The sequence below is a fragment of the Streptomyces sp. ITFR-16 genome, from assembly GCF_031844705.1.
Classification (GTDB): domain Bacteria; phylum Actinomycetota; class Actinomycetes; order Streptomycetales; family Streptomycetaceae; genus Streptomyces.
Genome location: NZ_CP134609.1, coordinates 2,258,110 through 2,281,418 on the forward strand (window position 1 = coordinate 2,258,110; position 23,309 = coordinate 2,281,418).

At 70.7% G+C, this 23,309-nt stretch carries 19 protein-coding genes and 5 tRNA genes; 10 read left to right on the forward strand and 14 right to left on the reverse strand.

The window, feature by feature from the left end; all coding sequences use genetic code 11:
* Positions 1-30 precede the first annotated feature (30 nt).
* The gene (ndgR, locus tag RLT58_RS09905) at positions 31-747 is read left to right on the forward strand and encodes an IclR family transcriptional regulator NdgR (RefSeq protein ID WP_003966003.1); all 717 of its coding nucleotides are present in this window, start codon (positions 31-33) and stop codon (positions 745-747) included.
* A 71-nt stretch (positions 748-818) separates the two neighbouring features.
* Here the strand turns inward: ndgR and RLT58_RS09910 are convergent, their stop codons facing one another.
* Positions 819-1,325 (reverse strand): DUF4188 domain-containing protein, encoded by a 507-nt coding sequence (locus RLT58_RS09910; RefSeq protein WP_311310032.1) that lies wholly within the window; start codon positions 1,323-1,325, stop codon positions 819-821.
* Between the two features lie 91 nt (positions 1,326-1,416).
* On the opposite strand from RLT58_RS09910, the gene RLT58_RS09915 reads away from it, so the two are divergent.
* On the forward strand, positions 1,417-2,058 hold the full coding sequence (locus RLT58_RS09915; protein WP_311310033.1) for a MerR family transcriptional regulator: 642 nt from the start codon (positions 1,417-1,419) through the stop codon (positions 2,056-2,058).
* Positions 2,059-2,125: 67 nt separating this feature from the next.
* Here the strand turns inward: RLT58_RS09915 and RLT58_RS09920 are convergent.
* The 9 genes from RLT58_RS09920 to RLT58_RS09960 form a co-directional block, all read right to left on the reverse strand.
* Positions 2,126-2,198 (reverse strand) — tRNA-Glu (locus tag RLT58_RS09920).
* A 27-nt stretch (positions 2,199-2,225) separates the two neighbouring features.
* Positions 2,226-2,297: transfer RNA gene (locus tag RLT58_RS09925), tRNA-Gln, on the reverse strand.
* Positions 2,298-2,309: 12 nt separating this feature from the next.
* Positions 2,310-2,382 (reverse strand) — tRNA-Glu (locus RLT58_RS09930).
* A 60-nt stretch (positions 2,383-2,442) separates the two neighbouring features.
* Positions 2,443-2,515, reverse strand: a tRNA-Glu gene (locus RLT58_RS09935).
* Between the two features lie 27 nt (positions 2,516-2,542).
* A tRNA-Gln gene (locus RLT58_RS09940) sits at positions 2,543-2,614 on the reverse strand.
* Between the two features lie 86 nt (positions 2,615-2,700).
* Positions 2,701-3,420: an HAD family hydrolase gene (locus tag RLT58_RS09945; RefSeq protein ID WP_311310034.1), complete on the reverse strand. Its 720-nt coding sequence runs from the start codon at positions 3,418-3,420 to the stop codon at positions 2,701-2,703.
* A gap of 101 nt (positions 3,421-3,521) precedes the next feature.
* Positions 3,522-5,033, reverse strand: coding sequence for a glutamate--tRNA ligase (gene gltX / locus RLT58_RS09950; RefSeq protein ID WP_311310035.1), 1,512 nt, complete (start codon positions 5,031-5,033; stop codon positions 3,522-3,524).
* Entirely contained in the window at positions 5,026-5,802 is a 777-nt protein-coding gene (locus RLT58_RS09955; RefSeq protein ID WP_311310036.1) for a fumarylacetoacetate hydrolase family protein, read from the reverse strand. The genes gltX and RLT58_RS09955 overlap by 8 nt, the downstream gene beginning before the upstream one ends.
* 84 nt (positions 5,803-5,886) lie before the next feature.
* Positions 5,887-6,078 carry a hypothetical protein gene (locus RLT58_RS09960; RefSeq protein WP_311310037.1) on the reverse strand — a complete coding sequence of 64 codons (192 nt, stop codon included), beginning with the start codon at positions 6,076-6,078 and terminating at the stop codon, positions 5,887-5,889.
* A 579-nt stretch (positions 6,079-6,657) separates the two neighbouring features.
* Here RLT58_RS09960 and RLT58_RS09965 point away from each other — a divergent pair.
* From RLT58_RS09965 to RLT58_RS10000, 8 genes are all read left to right on the forward strand, one after another.
* Complete coding sequence (locus RLT58_RS09965) at positions 6,658-10,347, forward strand: sensor histidine kinase (protein ID WP_311310038.1); 3,690 nt, start codon at positions 6,658-6,660, stop codon at positions 10,345-10,347.
* Between the two features lie 9 nt (positions 10,348-10,356).
* Positions 10,357-10,770, forward strand: a complete 414-nt coding sequence (locus RLT58_RS09970) for a roadblock/LC7 domain-containing protein (protein ID WP_006127850.1) — start codon at positions 10,357-10,359, stop codon at positions 10,768-10,770.
* Between the two features lie 133 nt (positions 10,771-10,903).
* Positions 10,904-11,311, forward strand: a complete 408-nt coding sequence (locus RLT58_RS09975; RefSeq protein ID WP_073738726.1) for a DUF742 domain-containing protein — start codon at positions 10,904-10,906, stop codon at positions 11,309-11,311.
* Positions 11,292-11,873, forward strand: a complete 582-nt coding sequence (locus RLT58_RS09980) for a GTP-binding protein (protein ID WP_073738725.1) — start codon at positions 11,292-11,294, stop codon at positions 11,871-11,873. Before RLT58_RS09975 ends, RLT58_RS09980 begins: the two co-directional genes overlap by 20 nt.
* 347 nt (positions 11,874-12,220) lie before the next feature.
* Positions 12,221-15,448 (forward strand): nitrate- and nitrite sensing domain-containing protein, encoded by a 3,228-nt coding sequence (locus RLT58_RS09985; RefSeq protein WP_311310039.1) that lies wholly within the window; start codon positions 12,221-12,223, stop codon positions 15,446-15,448.
* A 10-nt stretch (positions 15,449-15,458) separates the two neighbouring features.
* A complete protein-coding gene (locus tag RLT58_RS09990) occupies positions 15,459-15,872 on the forward strand; it encodes a roadblock/LC7 domain-containing protein (RefSeq protein WP_018551717.1) in 414 nt (137 codons plus the stop codon).
* 89 nt (positions 15,873-15,961) lie between these two features.
* Complete coding sequence (locus RLT58_RS09995; protein WP_311310040.1) at positions 15,962-16,585, forward strand: DUF742 domain-containing protein; 624 nt, start codon at positions 15,962-15,964, stop codon at positions 16,583-16,585.
* Entirely contained in the window at positions 16,566-17,147 is a 582-nt protein-coding gene (locus RLT58_RS10000; protein ID WP_014048542.1) for a GTP-binding protein, read from the forward strand. The genes RLT58_RS09995 and RLT58_RS10000 overlap by 20 nt, the downstream gene beginning before the upstream one ends.
* Positions 17,148-17,236: 89 nt before the next feature.
* Here RLT58_RS10000 and RLT58_RS10005 read toward each other — a convergent pair whose 3' ends face one another.
* The 4 genes from RLT58_RS10005 to RLT58_RS10020 all read right to left on the reverse strand — a co-directional run bounded on the left by RLT58_RS10005 (position 17,237) and on the right by RLT58_RS10020 (position 23,297).
* Positions 17,237-17,443: an acyl-CoA carboxylase subunit epsilon gene (locus RLT58_RS10005; RefSeq protein WP_311310041.1), complete on the reverse strand. Its 207-nt coding sequence runs from the start codon at positions 17,441-17,443 to the stop codon at positions 17,237-17,239.
* A gap of 17 nt (positions 17,444-17,460) precedes the next feature.
* Entirely contained in the window at positions 17,461-19,044 is a 1,584-nt protein-coding gene (locus RLT58_RS10010; protein ID WP_311310042.1) for an acyl-CoA carboxylase subunit beta, read from the reverse strand.
* Positions 19,045-19,197: 153 nt separating this feature from the next.
* Positions 19,198-20,901: a S1 family peptidase gene (locus tag RLT58_RS10015; RefSeq protein ID WP_399131236.1), complete on the reverse strand. Its 1,704-nt coding sequence runs from the start codon at positions 20,899-20,901 to the stop codon at positions 19,198-19,200.
* Between the two features lie 56 nt (positions 20,902-20,957).
* Positions 20,958-23,297, reverse strand: a complete 2,340-nt coding sequence (locus RLT58_RS10020) for a polysaccharide lyase 8 family protein (protein WP_399131238.1) — start codon at positions 23,295-23,297, stop codon at positions 20,958-20,960.
* Positions 23,298-23,309: the final 12 nt, after the last annotated feature.

The following is a 23,309-nucleotide window of genomic DNA, read 5'->3' on the forward strand; positions in this document are numbered from 1 at the left end:
TTTCACAGAGTGAGACGCGAGTATCGTCGTATGGACAACTCTAGCGGCGTCGGCGTTCTCGACAAGGCAGCTCTGGTATTGAGCGCCCTGGAGTCCGGGCCGGCCACCCTCGCCGGGCTGGTCGCGGCGACCGGGCTCGCACGACCCACGGCTCACCGACTGGCCGTGGCACTGGAACATCACCGCATGGTGGCGAGGGACATGCAGGGCCGGTTCATTCTCGGCCCCCGCCTCTCCGAGCTCGCCGCGGCGGCGGGCGAGGACCGGCTCCTGGCCACGGCCGGGCCGGTGCTCACCCACCTGCGCGACATCACCGGCGAGAGCGCTCAGCTCTACCGCCGGCAGGGCGACATGCGTATCTGCGTGGCGGCGGCGGAGCGGCTGTCCGGTCTGCGGGACACCGTGCCGGTGGGCTCCACGCTCACGATGAAGGCGGGCTCCTCCGCCCAGATCCTGATGGCCTGGGAGGAGCCGGAGCGCCTGCACCGCGGCCTCCAGGGCGCCCGCTTCACGGCGACGGCGCTCTCCGGCGTACGGCGGCGCGGCTGGGCCCAGTCGATCGGCGAGCGCGAGCCGGGCGTCGCCTCGGTCTCCGCCCCGGTGCGCGGCCCCTCCAACCGGGTGGTCGCCGCCGTCTCGGTCTCCGGACCGATCGAGCGGCTGACCAGGCACCCGGGCCGGATGCACGCCCAGGCCGTCATCGACTCGGCCGCCCGGCTGAGCGAGGCCCTGCGCCGCACGGGCTGACCGGGCCCCCTCGCACCCCGCTCCCCCTCAGGCCGCCCCAGCGTCGTGGCGGCCCCTTTCGACCCCGCCTCTCAGCGGGTGCTCCTCGCGCCGGAGCGATGCGCGAGCCGGTCCGCCCCGCGGCGGCCCCGCCCCTCGATCGGCAGCGACCCCGTCGCCTCGGCCAGTCCGTACGCCGGCATATCCGCGTAGATGGACTCGTAGCCGCCCTCGGGCACGATGTAGGTCTCGTGCCACAGCCCCACGTGCTGCCGGGACTTCTTCTCCTTGCGGTTGATCGTCGCCCACGCCTTGCGGTGGAACATGTCCGGCGCCGACGCGTACGCGTACAGCTTCTCCTTGGACTCCCAGTACTGGACGACGTAGTACGTCCTCGGCGAGCCGGTCAGCAGGACGTGGCCGAGCAGCCCCCGGGCCCTGTCCTTCTTCAACTCCCGCAGCATGCGCAGCATGCCGACGAACACCGGCAGCCAGTGGTGCACGCCCCGGAAGTGGTTGATCCGCATGCCGATCAGCAGAACCACCACATCGCCCTCGGCCGCGGCGGTCGTCCGTCCCGGCATCGGTTTCGCGAACATACGGGTCCCCCGGAAGGTTGTTGGAGAGTGCCACTATCCAATGGTTGGATAGTGACACCGCTCACGCGGCGGACGCAAGGGAAGGCACCGGATGCGACTCTCCGAACTCAGCGAGCGGAGCGGCGTCTCGACCGCGACGATCAAGTACTACCTGCGCGAGGGGCTACTGCCCCCGGGCGAGCGGGTGAGCGCGACCCAGGCCGAGTACGGCGAGAGCCATCTGCGCCGGCTGCGCCTGGTGCGGGCGCTGCTCCAGGTGGGCCGGCTGCCGGTGGCCACGGCCCGCGAGGTGCTGGGCCATGTCGACGACGATTCGCTGGGCCGCACGATCCGGCTGGGCGCCGCACTCTGGTCGCTCCCGCACGGGCCGGACCCCGACGAGGAGGCCCCGGAGACGGCGGCCGCCCGCGCCGAAGTGGACCGCCTCCTCGACCGGCTGGGATGGAGCACCGCACGGGAGATCGGCTCGCTCTCCCCCGTCCACCGGGCGCTGGTGTCCTCGCTCGCGACCCTGATCCGGCTCGGCTATCCCTGCGAGAGCGACTTCCTGGCCGAGCAGGCGCGGCTCATGCACCAAGTGGCCGTCCACGACCTGGACATGATGGAGACGTATCCGTCCGGGTCGGAGCAGGTGGAGATGGCGGTGGCCTCGGCGGTGCTGTACGAACCGCTGCTGGCATCCCTGCGTCGACTGGCCCAGGAGGAGGAGTCGGCCCGGCGCTACGGAATCTGAACGGACCTGCGGGCACAGGCAGAAGGCCCCTCACCGAAGTGAAGGGCCTCTGTCTGGTGCTGTGTTGTACCCCCGACCGGATTCGAACCGGCGCTACTGCCGTGAGAGGGCAGCGTGCTAGGCCGCTACACAACGGGGGCTTGTTCCTGCAACTTGCTTGACCTGCGCTGGGCTACCAGGACTCGAACCTAGAATGACGGTACCAGAAACCGTAGTGTTGCCAATTACACCATAGCCCATGGTGTTACAAGTACCCCCGACCGGATTCGAACCGGCGCTACTGCCGTGAGAGGGCAGCGTGCTAGGCCGCTACACAACGGGGGCCCTAGCGATCCTGCATCGAGAGCGTGGGTGCGACCCAGATGATCTCGCGGGAAGGATCTGTACCCCCGACCGGATTCGAACCGGCGCTACTGCCGTGAGAGGGCAGCGTGCTAGGCCGCTACACAACGGGGGCTTGTTGTTACATCGTGCTGGTCTTGCGCTGGGCTACCAGGACTCGAACCTAGAATGACGGTACCAGAAACCGTAGTGTTGCCAATTACACCATAGCCCACTGAAACGCAACCCCTTGTGGGGCCTCATTTCTGCTGCACCGCCCGCCCGGATCTTTCGGCCCGTTCGTTCGGCGCAGGAAGAACATTACCCGAAGGTGTCCGGCGCTCCAAAACGGGTATTGCCTGCCAGCAGGCCGGGAAGCTGGTCGAGGGCCGTGATCCGGACGAGTTCGGGACGTCCGCCCCGGCCGCCCCGGTCCAGCCAGACTCCGGTGAGACCGGCGGCCGTCGCACCCCGGGCGTCGATGTCGGGTTCGTCCCCCACGTAGACGACGTCGGACGGCGGCAGGGCCAGCGCCTCGCAGGCGGCGAGGAAGGCTCCGGCGGCGGGCTTGGAGACGCCCAGCTCCGCCGCGCAGAGCAGGGACTCGAACCGGTCGCGCACCCCGAGCACGGTCAGCTTGCGGTGCTGCTGCTCCAGGGCCGAGTTGGACAGCACGGCGTGCCGGTACGTCCCCGCCAGGGCGTCGAGCACGGGGACGGCGTCCGGGAAGAGCGACCAGGCTGCCTCGTAGTGGGAGATGTGGCGCTCAAACCAGGCGTCGGCCTCGGCGTCCTCCATGGGGCGGCCGAGGAAGTCCCTGGCCCGGTCGCGGCGCTGGCCCTCCCAGTCGGTCTCCCCCGCCGCGAACCGCTCCCAGTGGCGCCGGGTGAGCCGGTGCCAGGCGTCCACGGCCTCGTCCGGCGTGCTGTATCCGCCGGGCAGGCCCTCCGCGGCGAGATGCCGGGCCATGCCGGTGGTGGCGGCCGTCGTGTAGTCGAAGAGCGTGTCGTCGATGTCCCAGAGGACGGCCCTGATCGGCATGGCTCCGACTCTACGCGGGCCCGTGCGCACGCGAAGGGGCCCGGCCACCGAGGTGGCCGGGCCCCTTTCGTCCGTACGGCATCCGTACGGCGTGCGTCCGGTTACGCGGCCAGCTTGGCCAGGGCCGCGTCGATACGGGCGATCGTCTTCTCCCGGCCCAGGATCTCCAGGGACTCGAAGAGCGGCAGACCCACCGTGCGGCCGGTGACCGCGACGCGGACCGGGGCCTGCGCCTTGCCGAGCTTCAGGCCGTGCTGCTCGCCGGCGGCGAGGACGGCGGCCTTGAGGGCGTCGGCGTTCCACTCGGCGGCGATCAGCTCGGCGCGGGCCGTCACCAGCAGGGCGTCGGAGCCCTCCTTCATCGCCTTGGCCCAGGACGCCTCGTCGGTCGCCGGCTCGTCGAGGAAGAGGAAGTCGACGTTGGCGGTGATCTCGGAGAGGACCGTGACCCGGGTCTGCGCGTGCGGGGCGATCTCGGCGAAGACCTCCGCGTCGAAGGCCTCCGGGGCCCACGGGGCGAACGGCGCCTTCAGCCACGGGCCGCACGCCTCGGTGAACGTCTTCACGTCCAGCCGGCGGATGTGCTCCGCGTTGACGTGCTCGCACTTCTTGAGGTCGAAGCGGGCCGGGTTGGCGTTGACGTCCTTGATGTCGAACGCGGCGACCATCTCGTCGATGTCGAAGATGTCCCGGTCCTCGGCGATCGACCAGCCGAGCAGCGAGAGGTAGTTGAGCAGCCCCTCGGGCAGGAAGCCGCGCTCGCGGTAGAGGTTGAGCGAGGACTGCGGGTCGCGCTTGGAGAGCTTCTTGTTGCCCTCGCCCATCACGTACGGCAGGTGCCCGAACTCCGGGACGCCCCTGGCGATGCCCAGCTCGATGAGCGCCCGGTACAGCGCGATCTGGCGCGGGGTGGAGGAGAGCAGGTCCTCGCCGCGCAGGACGTGGGTGATCTCCATCAGCGCGTCGTCGACCGGGTTGACCAGCGTGTAGAGGGGAGCGCCGTTGGCCCGGACGATGCCGTAGTCCGGGACGTTCTCCGGCTGGACGGTGATGTCGCCGCGGACCAGGTCGGTGAAGGTGATCGCCTCGTCGGGCATCCGGAAGCGCACGATGGAGCTGCGCCCCTCGGCCTCGTACGCGGCGGTCTGCTCGGCGGTGAGGTCGCGGCAGTGGCCGTCGTAGCCGGACGGCTTCCCCGCGGCGCGCGCGGCGTCGCGGCGGGTGTCCAGCTCCTCGGTGGTGCAGTAGCAGCGGTACGCGTGGCCGGCCGCGAGCAGCTTCTCGGCGACGTCCCGGTAGAGGTCCATGCGCTGCGACTGGCGGTACGGGGCGTGCGGGCCGCCCACCTCGGGGCCCTCGTCCCAGTCGAGGCCGAGCCAGCGCATCGCGTCGAGGAGCTGCTCGTACGACTCCTCGGAGTCGCGCGCCGCGTCGGTGTCCTCGATGCGGAAGACCAGGGTGCCCTGGTGGTGCCGGGCGAAGGCCCAGTTGAAGAGGGCCGTCCGGACCAGGCCGACGTGGGGGTTGCCGGTCGGGGAGGGACAGAAACGTACGCGATGGGGCCTCCCCTGGTCGAGCGAGGTCGAGAGCTTGGGGAAAGGTGCGTTAGCCACGCTTGATCACCTTGTTGGTGAGAGTGCCGATGCCTTCGATGGTGACGGCGACCTCGTCGCCGACATGGAGGGGTCCGACCCCTGCGGGAGTACCCGTGAGGATCACATCGCCCGGAAGCAGCGTCATCGCTTCGGTGATGTGAACGACCAGGTCCTCGATGCCCCGGATCATTTCGCTCGTCCGGCCGAGCTGGCGTTGCTCGCCGTTGACGGTGGTCTGGAGGGCGAGGTCGGCGGGGTCGAGGTCGGTCTCCACCCAGGGGCCGAGCGGGCAGGAGGTGTCGAAGCCCTTGGCCCTGGCCCACTGCTTCTCGCGCTTCTGGGCGTCGCGGGCGGTGACGTCGTTGGCACAGGTGTAGCCGAAGATGACGTCCTTGACCCGCTCGCGCGGCACCTCGCGGCACATGCGGCCGATGACCACGGCCAGCTCGCCCTCGTAGTGCACGTCGTCCGAGAAGGAGGGGTACTCGATGGCGTCGCCGGAGCCGATCACCGAGGTGGTGGGCTTGAAGAAGGCGACGGGGACGTCGGGGACCTCGTTGCCGAGCTCGGCGGCGTGCTCCGCATAGTTGCGGCCGATGGCCACGACCTTGTTGGGGAGCACGGGCGGCAGCAGCCGGACCTTGTTCAGCGGGACCTTGGTCCCGGAGAGCTCGAACTCGGCGTACGGGATGCCCTTGATGATGTCGAGGACGAGACCGTCGGGCCCGTCGCCCTCGACCGCGCCGAAGGCGACATTGCCGTCGATGGAGAACCTGGCGATGCGCACGGGTTGCTGTCGCCCCTCACTTGCTGGTGGCCTGAAGACTGATGCTCCAGGCTAGCGCGGGTGAGGGGGCCCTGATGCGCGGGATTACTCCGCGGCGGCGGTGGCGGCCGCGGGGGCCGTCATGAGGATGGTGCGGCGCGGGTTGGCCGTCTGCGTCGGCAGGTCGACTGCGTGCTCCGGCTGCTCCGGCGTGTGCAGCGCTTCGGCATCCTTGAGGTGCGCCAGCGTGGTGCGCCGGGGGTTGGCAATGTTGCGGAACATCATCGTCGTCTTCATCTGCCGTACGGACCCTGTCGGTAGGGGCGCCACCCGAACGGGGCGCCGGTTGTCGGTTTCGCCATCCCTGTAAAGCGTCAGGCTAAACATCCGATTCCCTCCGGACGCCCGGAAGAGACGGCGATCATCATGTGAGTTTGCTCACGAAGAGGTCGACAATCGGCCCAATTCGGGCCGCCGACAGGGGTCGAAGAAACGGACATTGCACCACTGAATCAGCCATTCCGCTCCTGATCATGTCGACTGGGACACCCGCGACCCCCACCTGAATCGCCCGCAATAGTCCGTTATGACAGTGAACGGGTTCCACGGCTTGTTACCCAGCCATCACAACGTGTCACGCAGGTCACAGCCCGGTACCTGGCCCTTGTTGGAGATCCTCCACTGTGCTGGAATTCCACGCACCGCCGCGGGTTTCAAGCCGGCGCGCAGGGGCGCAACGCAGCGCCGAGTGGCGGCGGGAAGGGGAAGAGCGCCGGTCACTCACGACCACCATGGGGCGGTACAACGCCCCACGACGCCGACACCGTTCCCTCCGTTCACCACGGAGGAACGCCTGGTCCAGAGGTTGCGACGCTAGTGCAGGGACGTTTCAAGAGGGATGGCAGCGCTGCGGCGGAACAGGAGCCGCGCGGCGGGACCGGCCGCGGTTCCTCGCCCCAGCACGCCCAGAACCCCGGACCGGCCGCGGCCGGCGACAATAGCGACCGTGACCGGCGGCCCGGAGCCGCGGCGGGCGGCGGGGCCGACACGGCCACCGCGCCCAAGCCGCGCGGCCCGGTCAACACGGGATCACGCGTAGCTCTCCGCAACTGGCGCATCAGCACGCGCCTGGTCTCCCTGCTCGCCCTCCCCGTGGTCGCCGCGACCACGCTGGGCGGTCTCCGTATCAACGACTCCATGAACGACATCCAGCAGCTGGAGCACATGCAGCTGCTGACCAAGATGACGAAGCAGGCGACGTCGCTGGCCCAGGCGCTCCAGGAGGAGCGCGACCGCTCGGCCGGCCCGCTGTCCAACGGAGTCCCGGCGACCGACTTCAAGGTCACCGAGCCGCGCAAGAAGACCGACCGGGCGAAGAAGGCGTTCTTCGCCGCGACGAACGACATCGGCGACACCACGGGCGACGAGACGCTGGAGAGCATCCACGCCAGCGTCCAGCAGATCGCCTCGCAGCTCGGCAGCATCCGCGACATCCGCAAGCAGGCGTATGTCAAGGACAGCCCGAGTCTGCAGACCGTCGACGCGTACAGCCAGCTGATCACCTCGCTGCTGAGCCTCTCCCAGGACATGGCGCAGGCCACCAGCAGCCCCGAGATGATCAAGCGGACCCGCGCCCTGGCGGCCTTCTCCTCCGCCAAGGAGTACGCCTCGGTCCAGCGCGCGATCATCGCCGCCGCGCTGCCGGGCGGCGACGACAAGCAGCCCCATCTCGACCGCAACGACCAGCAGTTCGGTCTGGCCGCGCAGCGCAAGGAGGACGCGGCCCGCCGTTCCTTCGAGGCGATCTACACGACCACGGGCAAGAGCGCCGACGAGCTGACGTCCACGCTGGACGAGGGCCATCCGGACATCAAGGCGGCGGACACCTACGCCAAGAAGATGCTCGAGAACCCGAACGGCATGAGCGGTCCGACCGCGCGCCGTTCGTACATGGACTGGTACGACCAGGACTCGATCAAGATCCAGGCCATGAAGCTGGTGGAGGAGACCCTCCTCAGCGACATGGAGGGCAAGGCCCGCGAGCTGCGCGACGAGTCGCAGCGCGAGGCGATCATCTCCGGTGCGCTCATCCTGCTGGTGCTCGGTGTCTCCCTGGTCGGCGCCTTCGTCGTCGCCCGGTCCATGATCCGCTCGCTGCGCCGCCTCCAGGACACCGCCACGCGCGTCGCCCAGGACCGGCTGCCCGAGCTCGTCAAGCAGCTCTCCGAGGCCGACCCGCAGGACGTCGACACCTCGGTCGAGTCGGTCGGTGTCCACTCCCGGGACGAGATCGGCAAGGTGGCCGCGGCCTTCGACGACGTGCACCGCGAGGCCGTCCGCCTCGCCGCCGAGCAGGCCCTCCTCCGGGGCAACGTCAACGCGATGTTCACCAACCTCTCGCGGCGTTCCCAGGGCCTCATCCAGCGCCAGCTCTCGCTCATCTCCGAGCTGGAGTCGCGCGAGGCCGACCCGGACCAGCTGTCCTCGCTCTTCAAGCTCGACCACCTCGCGACCCGTATGCGCCGCAACGGCGAGAACCTCCTCGTCCTCGCGGGCGAGGAGCCGGGCCGCCGCTGGACCCGCCCCGTGCCGCTGGTCGACGTGCTCCGTGCCGCCGCCTCCGAGGTGGAGCAGTACGAGCGCATCGAACTGGCCGCGGTGCCCGCCACCGAGGTCGCCGGCCGGGTCGTCAACGACCTCGTGCACCTGCTGGCCGAGCTGCTGGAGAACGCCACGTCGTTCTCCTCGCCGCAGACGAAGGTCCGGGTCACCGGTCACGCGCTGCCCGACGGCCGGGTGCTCGTGGAGATCCACGACACCGGTATCGGCCTCTCGCCCGAGGACCTCGCGGCGATCAACGAGCGGCTCGCCTCGCCGCCCACCGTGGACGTCTCGGTCTCGCGCCGCATGGGTCTGTTCGTGGTCGGCCGGCTCTCGCTCCGGCACGGCATCCGCATCCAGCTGCGCCCCTCCGACTCCGGTGGTACGACCGCGCTGGTCATGCTGCCGGTCGACGTCGCCCACGGCGGCAAGCAGCCGGCCCCCAAGCAGGCTCCGGGCCAGCAGTCCCCCGCACCCGGCGGGCTGCTCGCGGGCGGCAACGCCCCGCGCCCCGGTCTGGACAGCGCACCCTCCGGCCGCATCCCAACGGGTCAGGGCGCACGCGGCCAGGTCGGCGCGGGCGCCGGTCCCCGGGCCGCGCTGCCCTCCCGCGACGGCGGCCCCGGCCGGCCCCCGAACCAGCAGGGCCAGCCCGGACAGCCCGGTCAGAATTCCGCCTTCCAGAGCGGCCCCGGTCCCCAGGGCCGGCCGCAGGACGGCTCGCGCCAGGAGCCGCCCCGCCAGGGCGGCGGGCTCTCCGGCGCCTTCGGCGGCGCCGCCCGGCTGGGCGCACGCGGCCAGGGCGACGGCGGCCGTACGGACTCGGGTCAGCCGAGCCTGTTCGAGCAGCGGCGCCCCGGGCAGAACGGTCCCGGACGCCAGGCGCCACAGCCGCAGCCTCAGCAGGCGCGCAACGACCAGGGCGGCTTCCAGCAGCCCGGCGGACCCGGTCAGAACGACCGCCAGCTGCCCCCGGTCGGCGGCCCCCGTGCCGAACTGCCCGGCGGCAACGGCCCGCAGGCACCGCAGCGCCCGCAGACCACCAGCTGGGGCAGCGAGGAGCCGTCCGCACCGCGGCGCTCCCCGCTCGACGCGCCCCGCGGCCACGACGAGCACGGCTCCACCGGCCAGTTCCAGCCGCTGAACCCGCCGCCGCTCGCCCCGCGCCGCCCGGTCGACGACCGGCAGGGCCCCGGCTCCACCGCCGAGTTCGCCCGCCCGGACTTCTCGGGGCCCGCTCCCTCGCCGCAGCAGCGGCCCGGGCAGCAGCAGCCGCAGAGCCCGGACGTGACGAGCACCTCGCAGTTCGCCCGGCCTGACTTCGGCCGCCCGCAGGACCAGGGCCGGCCCGCGCCGCGCCCCCGCGACAACGGGGACTTCGGTGACCGGCGTCCGCCGGCCGCTCCGGCGCCGGACCAGCAGTACCGGCCCGTCCTGCCCCAGCAGCCGCAGCCCGAGGCGCTGCCGCCGGTCTCCGGGCCCGGCGACGGCCGTACCCCGCTGTACGACACCCTGGAGACCAACTGGTTCCACGGTCCGCAGCAGGGCGGCCAGCAGCCCCCCGCCGCGCCCCAGGCACCGGCCTACCCCCAGCAGCAGCCCGCCCAGGAGCCGCCCGCTCCCGCCGCGCCCATCCGCGGCACGGGCGACTCCGCCGCCGCCACGAGCAACTGGCGCGCCTCGCCGAACGACGAACTCGTCCGGCAGGCGGAGCGGGTGAAGAAGCCCGCGGCAGGCGGAATTACCACGTCCGGTCTGCCTCGCCGGGTCCCACGTGCCAATCTGGTGCCGGGCACCGCCCAGCAGCAGAACCACCAGTCCGGTCCCCAGGTGTCGCGTGCGCCCGATGATGTGCGCGGGCGGCTGACCAATCTCCGCCGGGGCATCCAGCAGGGACGTCAGGCCAACAACGGCCAGTCGACCGGCAGTTTCCCACTCGGCCCCACTCACCAGCAGGAGCGTTAGTTGAGCCCGATGAGTCAGGCCGCGCAGAATCTGAACTGGTTGATCACCAACTTCGTGGACAACACCCCCGGGGTGTCGCACACGGTGGTGGTCTCCGCAGACGGCCTGCTGCTGGCGATGTCCGAAGGTTTCCCGCGTGACCGCGCCGACCAGCTGGCGGCTGTCGCCTCCGGTCTGACCTCGCTGACCGCGGGAGCCTCCCGGATCTTCGAAGGCGGCGCAGTCAGCCAGACCGTGGTGGAGATGGAACGCGGATTCCTGTTCCTCATGTCCATCTCGGACGGCTCCTCGCTGGCCGTGCTGGCCCACCCGGACGCCGACATCGGTCTGGTGGGGTACGAAATGGCTCTGCTGGTGGACCGGGCGGGCACTGTCCTGACCCCGGACCTCCGTGCCGAGCTCCAGGGCAGCCTGCTCCATTAGGCGGCCGTGAACCGGTGACACAGACGACATATTCAGGTACCGCTCCCATCCCTCGCCCGTCCGGCCGCTTAGAACCCCCCACCGGCCCCTTCAGACGGCAAGCCGACACCCTGCTGTCACGCCCGGAGGATTCATGACCCCGCCACCCGCCTCACCCGATCCGTACGGCGCGTTGAACCACGCGTCGTACGAAGGTGAAGGCGACCAGCCGCTGGTCCGTCCCTACGCCATGACCGGCGGACGGACCCGTCCGCGCTACCAGCTAGCGATAGAGGCGCTGGTCAGCACCACGGCCGACCCCGCGCACCTGGGGACCCTGCTCCCCGAGCACCAGCGAATCTGCCACCTGTGCCGTGAGGTCAAGTCGGTGGCGGAGGTGTCGGCCCTGCTGTCGATGCCGCTCGGCGTGGCCCGGATCCTCGTCGCGGACCTGGCGGAAGCCGGCATGGTGGCCATCCACCAGCCGGGCAACGGAGAGGCCGGCGGCGCGCCGGATGTGACACTGCTCGAAAGGGTGCTCAGTGGACTTCGCAAGCTCTAGTGGCGGTGCTGCCCGGGCCACCACCTCGGCGAAGATCGTGGTGGCGGGTGGGTTCGGCGTGGGCAAGACCACGTTTGTCGGTGCCGTTTCGGAGATCAATCCGCTGCGTACCGAAGCCGTGATGACGTCCGCATCGGCGGGCATCGACGACCTCACCCACACCGGCGGCAAGACCACCACGACGGTGGCCATGGACTTCGGCCGCATCACCCTGGACCAGGACCTGATCCTGTACCTCTTCGGTACACCGGGCCAGGACCGCTTCTGGTTCATGTGGGACGACCTCGTACGCGGCGCCATCGGCGCCGTCGTCCTCGTCGACACCCGCCGCCTCGCCGACTGCTTCCCGGCCGTCGACTACTTCGAGAACAGCGGACTGCCGTTCGTCATCGCCCTCAACGGCTTCGACGGACACCAGCCCTACACCCCCGACGAGGTCCGCGAAGCCCTCCAGATCGGGCCCGACACCCCGATCATCACGACGGACGCGCGGCACCGCGGCGATGCCAAGAGTGGCCTGATCACGCTGGTGGAGCACGCTCTGATGGCCCGGCTCAAGTAGGCACAAGTCGGTATTGCCGTACGGCAGTTACAGTAGTCAATCGGGGGCGGACTGTGTCCTTTGACACGATCCGCCCCCGTATTCATAACGTTTCGAAAGAGAATTACCCCACGGTCGACACCCGATGCGCACGTTCGGTACCACTGCGCTCACATGAGCCCCGCCTTTTGACGGGGCTCGTTCTTTATGCCCGTTTTATCTGAGGCGTGGGCCACTCGGAATCGCCCATTCCGACTGTTTGGAACGCGACCGGTAGCCGTGCTGCAATTCGTCGAACTCCCGAGTAGTACGGCCCTGAAACAAACACGGCACAACGTAGGTGCCGACGCCGAGAGGTTGTTGGTCGAGTGAGGCGTAACAACGAGGGCTCCACGGCGCAGGCGGAGCGGGGCAACTTCACCCCGCCGCAGCGCACCGCGGCGCCGTCCGCCGATGTGTCCGAAGGGATACCGGCCGGTGGCAGCACCAGCCGGCTGTCCCCGCGCAACTGGCGGGTGCCCACCCGGCTGAACGCGATCCTCCTGATCCCCGTCCTGGTCGGCCTCGTCATGGGCGGCTTCCAGGTCAAGGGCTCGATCGACACCTGGCAGGAGGCCCAGGACGCCGAGAAGACCGCGCTCATCGTGCGGGCGGCGGCCGAGTACGGGCAGGCGCTGCTCAACGAGCGCGACCTCACCGCCCGGCCCCTGCTGTCCAACAAGCGCGACGACGAGTCCGTCGCCCAGGTCCAGGCCACCACCGACGCCGCGGCGAAGAAGTTCGACGCGGCCGTTGAGGACATGCCGGCGAAGCAGGGTCTGGAGCGCCGCCTCAAGCTGTTCAAGCTGGAGGAGCCGAAGCTTCCGCAGCTGCGCAAGGCCGCCTACACCGCCGCCATGGACCCGGTGAAGACCGAAGAGGGCTACGTCAAGGTCCAGCACTCCCTCATGGAGTTCTGCAACGAACTCGGCCTCGGCACCGGCAACATCACCAGCTACGGCCGCACCGTGTACGCGCTCGAGCTGGCCAAGGCTGCAGAATCGCTTCAGCGCTCCATCGGCATGCACCTCCTGGTGCGCCCCAGCCGGGAGACCGGCAAGTTCAACGACCAGGTCAAGGCCTTCGGCTCGTACAACTACCTGGAGCAGATCGCACTCGGCGAGTTCGTCTCCGGCGGTACGGAGGCCGACGCCGCCCGGCTGAAGAAGGTCATGGGCGACAAGGCCGCCGAGGGCGCCGCCAAGCTCAAGGCCGCCAAGGAGCAGGCCGAGGCGGCCGGGGTGCCGTTCGTGACGCCGCCCACCATCGACGGCTCGGTCTACGACGGCATGGCCCAGCAGATCGGCCAGGGCGGCAGCCCCGATGAGCTGAAGGCGAAGGGGATCACCCCCGACACCTGGATGGCGGCCGCCACGGCCAAGCTCGACGGCTACACCACGGTCGAGGACGAGCTCGTCGACAAGGCGGTGACCGAGGCCGCGGACATCTCCGCCGACGCCCGCACCGACGCCATCGTCAACGCCGCCGTCGTGATCATCGCGCTGCTGGCCGCCTTCCTCCTGGCCGGGCTCATGGCCCGCCAGATGAGCCGCTCGATGCGCCGGCTGCGTACGGCCGCCTTCGGTATCGCCGAGCAGCGGCTGCCCTCGCTCGTCGACCAGCTCTCGCGGACCGACCCGGGCCGGGTCGACACCCGTGTCCAGCCGATCCCGATCAACAGCCAGGACGAGATCGGCGAGGTCGCCCGCGCCTTCGACCAGGTGCACCGCGAGGCGGTCCGGCTGGCGGCCGAGCAGGCCATGCTGCGGGGCAACGTCAACGCGATCTTCACCAACCTCTCGCGCCGCAACCAGTCGCTCATCGAGGGCCAGCTGACCCTCATCACCGACCTGGAGAACAACGAGGCCGACCCGGACCAGCTGGAGAGCCTCTTCCGGCTGGACCACCTCGCGACCCGTATGCGCCGCAACGGCGAGAACCTCCTCGTCCTCGCGGGCGAGGAGCCCGGCCGCCGCTGGAACCAGCCGGTGCCGCTGGTGGACGTCCTGCGGGCCGCCTCGTCCGAGGTGGAGTCCTACGAGCGCATCGAGCTCTCCGGCGTCCCGGAGACCGACATCCACGGCCAGTCCGTCACCGACCTCGTGCACCTGCTGGCCGAGCTGCTGGAGAACGCCACCACGTTCTCCTCGCCGCAGACCAAGGTGCGGGTCACCGCGACCCGGCTGCCCGACAGCCGCGTGATGATCGAGATCCACGACAAGGGCATCGGCCTCACCGCCGAGGACTTCGCCGACATCAACCACAAGCTGGCCAACCCGCCGACGGTGGACGCCGCGGTCTCCCAGCGCATGGGCCTGTTCGTGGTCGGCCGGCTGGCCGACCGGCACGGCATCCGGGTCCAGCTGCGCCCCTCGGGCGAGCAGGCGGGGACGACCTCGCTGGTCATGCTGCCGGACGCCATCACCCACGGTGGCGGCGGCGACAGCGCCCCCACGCCGGACGACTTCACCGTCTCCTCGATCATCCCGCAGCAGCAGGCGTTCGACGCGGTCCCGCAGCAGCCGCAGCTGCGGACGGCGGAGGAGCTCGGCTTCGACGACTCGCGCTACGAGGACCCGGCGGACCCGGCCCAGCTCGACCCGGTCGGCCGCTCGCTGATGCGCGAGGAGCGCCGTGCCGCGCTGGAGGCCCAGACCGGCGGCGAGCGCCCGGCGTTCCAGCAGGAGCAGCAGCCCCAGCAGGGGTACGCCGAGGCGTCCGCGTACGGCGAGGACCCCTACGCCACGAACCAGTACGCCCAGGAGCCGCAGCAGGGCGAGCAGCCGGAGCAGCAGCAGTACGAGCAGCCCTCGTCCTCGTACGAGGCCGGCTACGACCCGTACCGCGGCGACACCGGCTATGACGGCCAGTCCGGCTACAGCGCGCCCCAGGGCAGCTATGCGGAGGCGGCATATGCCTCTCCCGAGCTGCCCCAGCAGGGCTACGACGAGCAGTACGCCCCCCAGCCCCAGCAGGAAGAGTGGGCAGATCAGGGCGCGTACCAGGGTGGCTTCGAGCCGGTGGCGCAGCCGGAACCGGAATCTGTTCCGAGCGCTCCCGCAGAGCCTCAGGAGCGCGTAGGCTTCGACCGTTCGGGCCCCGTCCCGAACGCCGGCCACGAGCTGACCGAAGCGGGTCTGCCGCGCCGGGGCGGCCAGCAGCACTGGCAGCCCACGGGCCGCGGCAACGACCGGCCCGCCGCCACGCAGGAGCAGCCGCAGCAGCAGGAACTGCCGCAGCGGCCGGCGCCCGCACAGCGGGACAACGACGGAAACGACGGTTCCGACGACTGGCGCTCGGCGAACGACGAGCGCTGGGAGCGGGCCGAGAAGCTCCGGGAGCCGAAGGCCGGCGGGGTCACCCCGTCCGGTCTTCCCCGGCGGGTGCCCAAGGCCAATCTGGTCGAGGGCACGGCCGAGCAGACCCAGCAGGGCGGCCCCCAGGTCTCCCGCGCGCCGGAGGACGTGCGTGGCAGGTTGAGCAACCTGCGACGCGGTGTCCTGCGGGGACGCAACGCGGGTTCGGACACCAGTAATACCTACAACCAGGAGCGTTAGTGTGAGCCCGATGAGCCAGGCGGCGCAGAATCTGAACTGGTTGATCACCAACTTCGTGGACAACACCCCCGGGGTGTCCCACACGGTGGTGGTCTCCGCCGACGGACTCCTGCTGGCGATGTCCGAAGGTTTCCCGCGTGACCGTGCGGACCAGCTGGCGGCTGTCGCCTCCGGTCTGACCTCGCTGACCGCGGGTGCCTCCCGGATCTTCGAGGGCGGCGCGGTGAATCAGACAGTTGTGGAGATGGAGCGAGGGTTCCTCTTCATCATGTCCGTTTCCGACGGATCTTCGTTGGCCGTTCTCGCACACCCGGACGCCGACATCGGTCTGGTTGGGTACGAAATGGCCCTTCTGGTCGACCGTGCCGGCAGCGTCCTCACCCCGGACCTCCGTGCCGAACTTCAGGGAAGTCTTCTTAACTAGTAGACAGACAGTGCGTTTCGCGTCACCGCGCCATAAGGTGCGGTGGCGCGGACCCATTGGGATCGGGACCGGCAGGCGGAGGAGGAATCGTGGGTACACCCCCAGGCGGGCACCAGTTCAACGGTGGCCAGCAGGTACCGGGTGAGCACGGGGACGATCGGTTCAACTTCCCCTCCACACCCGGCAGACAGGGCGCACAACAGCCTTATCAGCCGTATCAGCAGCCGCAGCAGCCCCAGCACCGCCAGGGTTCGGACTGGCCGCAGGAGCCGCAGCGCCCGCAGCGTCCCCACCGGTACGACTCCCCGCAGCCGCCGCCTCGCATCCAGCCGGTGCAGCCGCGGCGGGCCGCAGAGCCGGCGCCGGTCGCGCACAACCCGCTGGTCCGTCCGTACGCCATGACCGGCGGCCGGACCCGACCGCGCTACCAACTCGCCATTGAGGCGTTGGTCAGTACCACGGCCGATCCGTCCCGGCTGCAAGGGCAGTTGCCCGAGCACCAGCGGATCTGCCGGCTGTGCTTCGAGATCAAGTCGGTGGCCGAGATCTCGGCCCTGCTCTCGATCCCCCTCGGCGTTGCCCGGATCCTCGTAGCCGACCTGGCAGAGGCCGGACTCGTCGCTATCCACCAGCCCGGCGGCGACGAGTCCGCCGGCGGCCAGCCAGATGTGACACTGCTCGAAAGGGTGCTCAGTGGACTTCGCAAGCTCTAGCGGCGGAGCGGCCCGCTCCACTACCTCGGCGAAGATCGTGGTGGCAGGGGGCTTCGGCGTGGGTAAGACCACGTTTGTCGGTGCCGTTTCGGAGATCAATCCGCTGCGTACCGAAGCCGTGATGACGTCCGCATCGGCGGGCATCGACGACCTGACGCACACCGGGGACAAGACCACCACGACGGTGGCCATGGACTTCGGCCGCATCACCCTGGACCAGGACCTGATCCTGTACCTCTTCGGTACACCGGGCCAGGACCGCTTCTGGTTCATGTGGGACGACCTGGTACGCGGCGCGATCGGCGCGGTGGTCCTGGTCGACACCCGCCGCCTCGCCGACTGCTTCCCGGCGGTCGACTACTTCGAGAACAGCGGGCTGCCGTTCGTCATCGCCCTCAACGGCTTCGACGGACACCAGCCCTACACCCCCGACGAGGTCCGTGAGGCGCTTCAGATCGGGCCGGACACGCCGATTCTCACGACGGACGCGCGGCACCGCGCGGATGCGAAGAGCGCGTTGATCACGCTCGTGGAGCATGCGCTGATGGCGCGGCTGCGCTAGGAGGTACGCGAGAGGCCCCGCACTCCTTGGGAGTGCGGGGCCTTTGCCGTGCGGGCCTTGTCCTCAATCGCCGGACGGGCTTGATTCGGTCAGCCCTGCCAGCTGTGCGGGGCGCGGAAGCCGGGGGTGCGCTCCAGGCGGCGCCAGCCTGCTGTGTTGTGGCCTCGGCGGGCAGGGGCGTCGACGGGCTGGGACGCGGCGCGGGCGAGCAGGACGGCCGTTATGGCGGCCAGCTCCTCGGGGTCGGCGAGACCCTTCTCGACGCGCAGCACGGACTCGGCGGCAGTGGTGGTCATGGATGTGTCTCCGTCTTCTACTGCGGGGGATTGCCGTGCTTGCGGGCCGGCAGATCGGCGTGCTTGGTGCGGAGCATCGCGAGCGAGGCGATCAGGACCTCGCGGGTCTCGGCCGGGTCGATGACGTCGTCGACCAGACCGCGCTCGGCGGCGTAGTAGGGGTGCATCAGTTCGGCCTTGTACTCCTTGACCATGCGGGTCCGCATGGCCTCCGGGTCCTCGGCGTCGGCGATCTGCCGGCGGAAGATGACGTTGGCGGCACCTTCGGCGCCCATCACGGCGATCTCGTTGGTGGGCCAGGCGTAGGTGAGGTCCGCACCGATGGACTGGCTGTCCATGACGATGTAGGCACCGCCGTAGGCCTTGCGCAGGATCAGCGAGATCCTCGGCACCGTCGCGTTGCAGTACGCGTACAGCAGCTTCGCGCCGTGCCGGATGATCCCACCGTGCTCCTGATCGACGCCGGGCAGGAAGCCGGGTACGTCCAGAAGAGTGACGATGGGGATGTTGAATGCATCGCACATCTGGACGAAGCGGGCCGCCTTCTCGGACGCCTCGATGTCCAGGACGCCCGCGAGGGCCTGCGGCTGGTTGGCCACGATGCCGACGACCTTGCCGTCGAGGCGGGCCAGCGCGCAGATGATGTTGCGGGCCCAGCGCTCGTGGATCTCCAGGTAGTCGCCGTCGTCGACGAGCTCCTCGATGACCTTGTGCATGTCGTACGGGCGGTTGCCGTCGGCCGGGACCAGGTCCAGCAGGACGTCGCCGCGCCGGTCGGCCGGGTCGTCGCTCTCGACCGTGGGCGGGTTCTCGCGGTTGTTGGAGGGCAGCATCCCGATGAGGTAGCGGACCTCGGCGATGCAGGTCTCCTCGTCGTCGTACGCGAAGTGCGCGACGCCCGAGGTCTCGGCGTGCACATCGGCGCCGCCGAGGCCGTTCTGGGTGATCTCCTCGCCGGTGACCGCCTTCACGACGTCCGGTCCGGTGATGAACATCTGCGAGGTCTCACGGACCATGAAGACGAAGTCGGTCAGGGCGGGGCTGTAGGCGGCGCCGCCCGCGCACGGGCCGAGCATCACGCTGATCTGCGGGATGACGCCGGAGGCGCGGGTGTTGCGCTGGAAGATGCCGCCGTAGCCGGCGAGGGCCGAGACGCCCTCCTGGATACGGGCGCCGGCGCCGTCGTTGAGCGAGACCAGCGGGGCACCGGCCGAGATGGCCATGTCCATGATCTTGTGGATCTTGGTGGCGTGGGCCTCGCCCAGCGCGCCGCCGAAGATCCGGAAGTCGTGCGCGTAGACGAAGACCGTGCGGCCCTCGACCGTGCCCCAGCCGGTGATCACACCGTCCGTGTACGGCTTCTTCGCCTCCAGGCCGAAGCCCGTCGCCCGGTGCCGGCGCAGCTGCTCGACCTCCTTGAACGAACCCGGGTCCACGAGCAGCTCGATGCGCTCGCGCGCGGTCAGCTTGCCCTTGGCGTGCTGCGCCTCGGTCGCCCGGTCACTGGGGCCACGCCGGGCCTGCTCGCGCAGAGCCAGCAGTTCGGCCACGCGGCCGCGGGTGTCGCTCGGCTCGCCCTGGGTTTCGTCCACAACGGTCATGTATCGACCCTACGAACCCGACCAAGAAAACCCTGCCGTCGACTCCGTACAGTCTCCTGCCCGGTTTACTGGTGGAGCCTGACAGAAGCGTTGGCCCATGCAGGCGAAGTACCAGCCAGTACCGGTCCCCGTTTGTGGGAGTTCCACAAAGGTTCACTGTGGTCTGCCGCACACCCCGGTCAGCCGGGGCAGGGTGGGCGGCTGGGCGTCCTGCACCTTCTGGATGTCCTCGAGCCGTTCCCGCACCGGCGCGTCCGGATGCGCGACCGTCAGCAGCACCGCCTCGTAGAAGGCGTCCCGCACCGCCGCCGGCATGACGTCCGACGCGTCCAGGCACAGCGGCACCCGCCGGCCCGTGAGGCGGTCGCCGATCTCCTTCTCGACCGGGCCGCCCTCGGCCGGGACCGCCGAGTTCACGGAGAAGACGCCGCCCCTGCGGCCCCAGTCCGCCTGGGCCTCCTCGGAGGCCAGCCGCCGGATCAGGTCGCGGGCCTGCCTGCCGTCGCCGAAGAGCGCGGCGAAGTCGGCCGAGACCTCGTGGGCCTTCACCGTATACGCGCCTCCGGGCAGCAGCCGCGCCGAGTCCGTGAAGGCGGCGTCCTTGCCCCGGTCCCCGTAGAACGAGCGGGCGAAGGACCCCTGGTGTTCGAGCGCGCACCCGCCGCCGAAGAGCAGCCCGTGCCCGCCGGCCGGGCCCCGGTGGTCGTCGTCCAGGAGCGCGTCGCGCCGCTTCCGCGTCCCCTGGGCGAGCAGGGCGGCCCAGGTGCTCCAGGCGTGGACGATCTGCGGCGCCGTCCACTCCAGGTCGCCGGTCGCCCAGCGCTCGTACAGCCCCTGGCCCGCCTGCTGGAGGATCAGGTCCTCGATCCAGTCGCTGCCGGGCCAGCCCGACGCGCCGTCGTCGCCCATGGCCATGCACCAGGACGACAGCGGCGCCGGATAGGGCTGCGGCTTCTCGCCCTCGCGGTACCAGACGATGGACTTGAGGTCGACCTTGAGCGGGACCCACAGATCCTTGTCCATGCCCTCCGCCTCGGGCCGCCACGGCCTGCCGTACTCGGCGGGCTCGTACAGCTTCTCCAGACTGCGCAGCGTGCGGTCGCGTCCGCCGCCGTGCCGCACGACGGCGAAGCGCACGGCGGGCCGGCCTTCGCCCGCGAACCAGGTGCGCAGCCGCTCGGACAGCCCGCTGTCCCAGCCGTCGGGGCCGCTCAGCTCGGCCACCAGCGGCACGAGTTCGGCGATCCGGTCGACGGGGATCATGTACGAGAACGCGAGGTCGTTGTCGGTGGGCAGTTCCAGTTCCAGATCGCCGCGCCAGCTCACGACCAGGCCGACGACGTGTTCGACGCGCCGGGCCTCGTCCCTGGTCTGCACGGCGGCGCCGCTGAATCCCGGGCGCACCACCTCGGCGTTGCTCCCGGCGTCGAGCTGCACCCAGGCGCCGTGCAGCCCGCTGATCCGGCCGGTCAGCCACATGCCGTCGTCGAAGGCCTGGGAGTAGCCGCCGATCCACACCTCGCGGCCGCGCTCCAGGCCCCGGCCCAGCGGTGCGGGTTCGGCCTGCGGGCGGGGGCTCTCCAGGGCGAGCACGGCGATGTCCTCGCGGTCGCGGCCTTCGAGGGCGGGAAGCCAGCCGCCCGGGGCGACCCGGGCGGCGACCGGCGGGATGCCGGGGTTCTCGGCGAACTCCACCCACATCCGGGTGTCCGGTTCAGCCGTGGCGGCGACTTCGTCGACGACGTGCGCACAGGTCAGGACCCGGTCCTGGGTGAGGAGCACGCCGGCCCCGCACACCTCGCCCCGCGCACCGCCCCTGCGCAGCCGGATCCGCCAGTCCGCTCTCAACTCCCCCATAGCGCACGAGCGTACGCGTGCACCGTCCGTCCTTCCCAGACTCCCGGCAGACTCCGCTACCGGACGTCACACCCCAGGGTGGCGCCCGCCGTGCCCGGGTCGACGCCGAGGACGAGGCGCCGGCCGGTGGCGCGGACCTCGATCCCGGGGTCCGCCGAGACGACCTCGCGCACCGGCCGGTCCCAGACCACCTCGAAGGGCGTGCCGCTGCGGTCGGGCGCGCTGACGCGCACCGCCGCGGTGCCCCGCCGTTCCCGTACGAGCACACTGGCCGCGCCCGTCGAGCGGAGCGGTCCGGCCTCGCCCGGCTGCCAGAAGTTGGCGGCGGTCAGGCCGAGCGAGCGCACGGCGACGCCCTGGACGGCGGAGGTGTTGGCCAGCAGGGTCAGCCAGTTCCGGTCGGCGGCGCGGGCGGCGACGGTGCGCCGGGAGGCCCCGGGCATCAGCAGATAGAGGTAGGCGGCGTCGGCCGGGTCGGTGCCGTGGTCGATCCAGAGCGTCTGCCAGTGGCGGGTGCGCGGCTCGGTGGAACTGGTGGTGTTGATGTCGGACCAGGCGCCGGTGCGGGCCTCGCGCAGGGTGTGCAGGGCGGCGCCGCCCGGCAGCACCCAGCCGCCGTGCCCGTCCAGATGGGCCCAGCGGGGCCGTTCGCGGTCCTCGACGGTGAAGGTCTGCCCGCCGTCCGGGCCCAGGTTGCGGTTGTCGACGACGGTCTCGACGGGGACGCCGTCGGTGGCGGTGATCCCGGCGCCGAGGCAGATGACCGTGTCGGCGGCGCAGAACCAGGACTTGCGCGTCTCCAGGGTGGAGTCGAGGCCCTTCACATGCTGTCCGACGGCGGCGAACTCGCCGTCGTGCGTCCCGCCGACCCACCGCACGTCCGGCCGGTGCGCGCCCCATTCGCCGCCGGCCCGGTCCGCGAGGCGCTTGGTGGACACGGTGGTGCCGGGCAGCCGGTACCAGTCGACGGTGGGCCAGAACCAGTCGGTGTACTGGCCGCCGCCGTCCCGGCCCTGCCACCAGTAGAGCATTCCGGCCCCGGTGTGCCAGCCGCGCGGGTTCTCGCCGTTGCCGCATTCGTAGGAGCTGATCCGCTCCGAGGACATGGCGAGGCTGGCGGCCCAGCCGGGGCGGCGGTGCACGGCCCGGTCCATCGCGGCGAACAGGGTGTGGCCGACGGGTTCGGGGGCGGCGGGGACGGGCGAGGCGGCGGCGGCGTGCAGCCGGGACAGGTCCGCGACGCCGAACTGCGGGGCGGCAAGGATCGGGCTGACGGTGTCCCGTTCGATCCAGCCCTTGATCATGCCGTTCCACCGGTCGCGCTCGGCGGCCGACGCACCGTTGGCGAGCAGGGCGACGGCGGCGATCAGCCCCTGGCCGTGGAAGTGGTCGCTGCGCATGACCTGGAGTTCGTCGCTCTTGAGGAGTCCCCGGCTGATGGCGCGGCCGTTGACGCTGTCCATCATCAGCCCGTCGTGGACGAGCGGCGCGTAGGCGTGCTCGACGCTGTCCAGGATGATCTGCCGGCCCGGGTCGGTGACGGCCCAGGTCGAACCGGCCAGCAGGGCGAACAGCCGGCCGAGCCCGTCCAGCATGACCTGTCCGTACGTCCCGGAGTAGGCGATCCAGGTGTGCTGGACGAACGAGCCGTCGGCGTAGAGGCCGTCGCCCTTCGTCACGTACGGGAAGACGGGCGAGAGGGCGTCGCGGGCGAGCGCGGTCTTGGCGGGGTCGCGGCCGAGGACACCGCGCAGGGCGACGGAGCGGCAGAGGTCGACGCGGTTGGCGCCGGTGGAGGTGCCGCTGTAGTCGGTGAGGACGGAGTCGGGGATGAAGTGGTCGACGGCGGCGCACGCCGCGTGGACCCGGTCCTCGCCGAGGCCGGGGCGCAGGACGGCGACGATGTCCATGAGCAGGCGGGGGCTGCCGATCTGCCACTCCCACCAGTTGCCGTACGGGGTGGTGGAGGCGTTGTACACGGTCGTGGAGAGGTGGTCCAGGCCGCGGACGATGTCGGCGAGCAGCGCCTCGTCCCCGGTGTGGCCGGTGCCTTCCTGGGCGTAGGCCTGGGTCATCGTCCACAGCCGGTTGTAGCTCCAGGTGATCCCGGCCGGCGGGTCGAAGGTGTGCCCGGCCCAGAGGGAGTCGGCGGCGGGTGCCATGGACGCGCGGAACTGCGCGGCGAGTTCACCGGTGGCGGCCAGCTTGGCGGCGTAGGGCTGCGCGGTGGGGTCGTAGCCGGTGCCGAGCGAGAGGTCGTTCCAGCGCAGCCGGAGCGTCTCGAACTCGTCCTCGTCGCCGGCCGCGCGAGCGGCCGGGGCGAGCGCCAGACCGAGCGCGGTGGCGCCGGTGGTGGCGAGGAAGGCACGGCGGGACCAGGCGGGCAGGAGTGACACGGGGTACCTCCG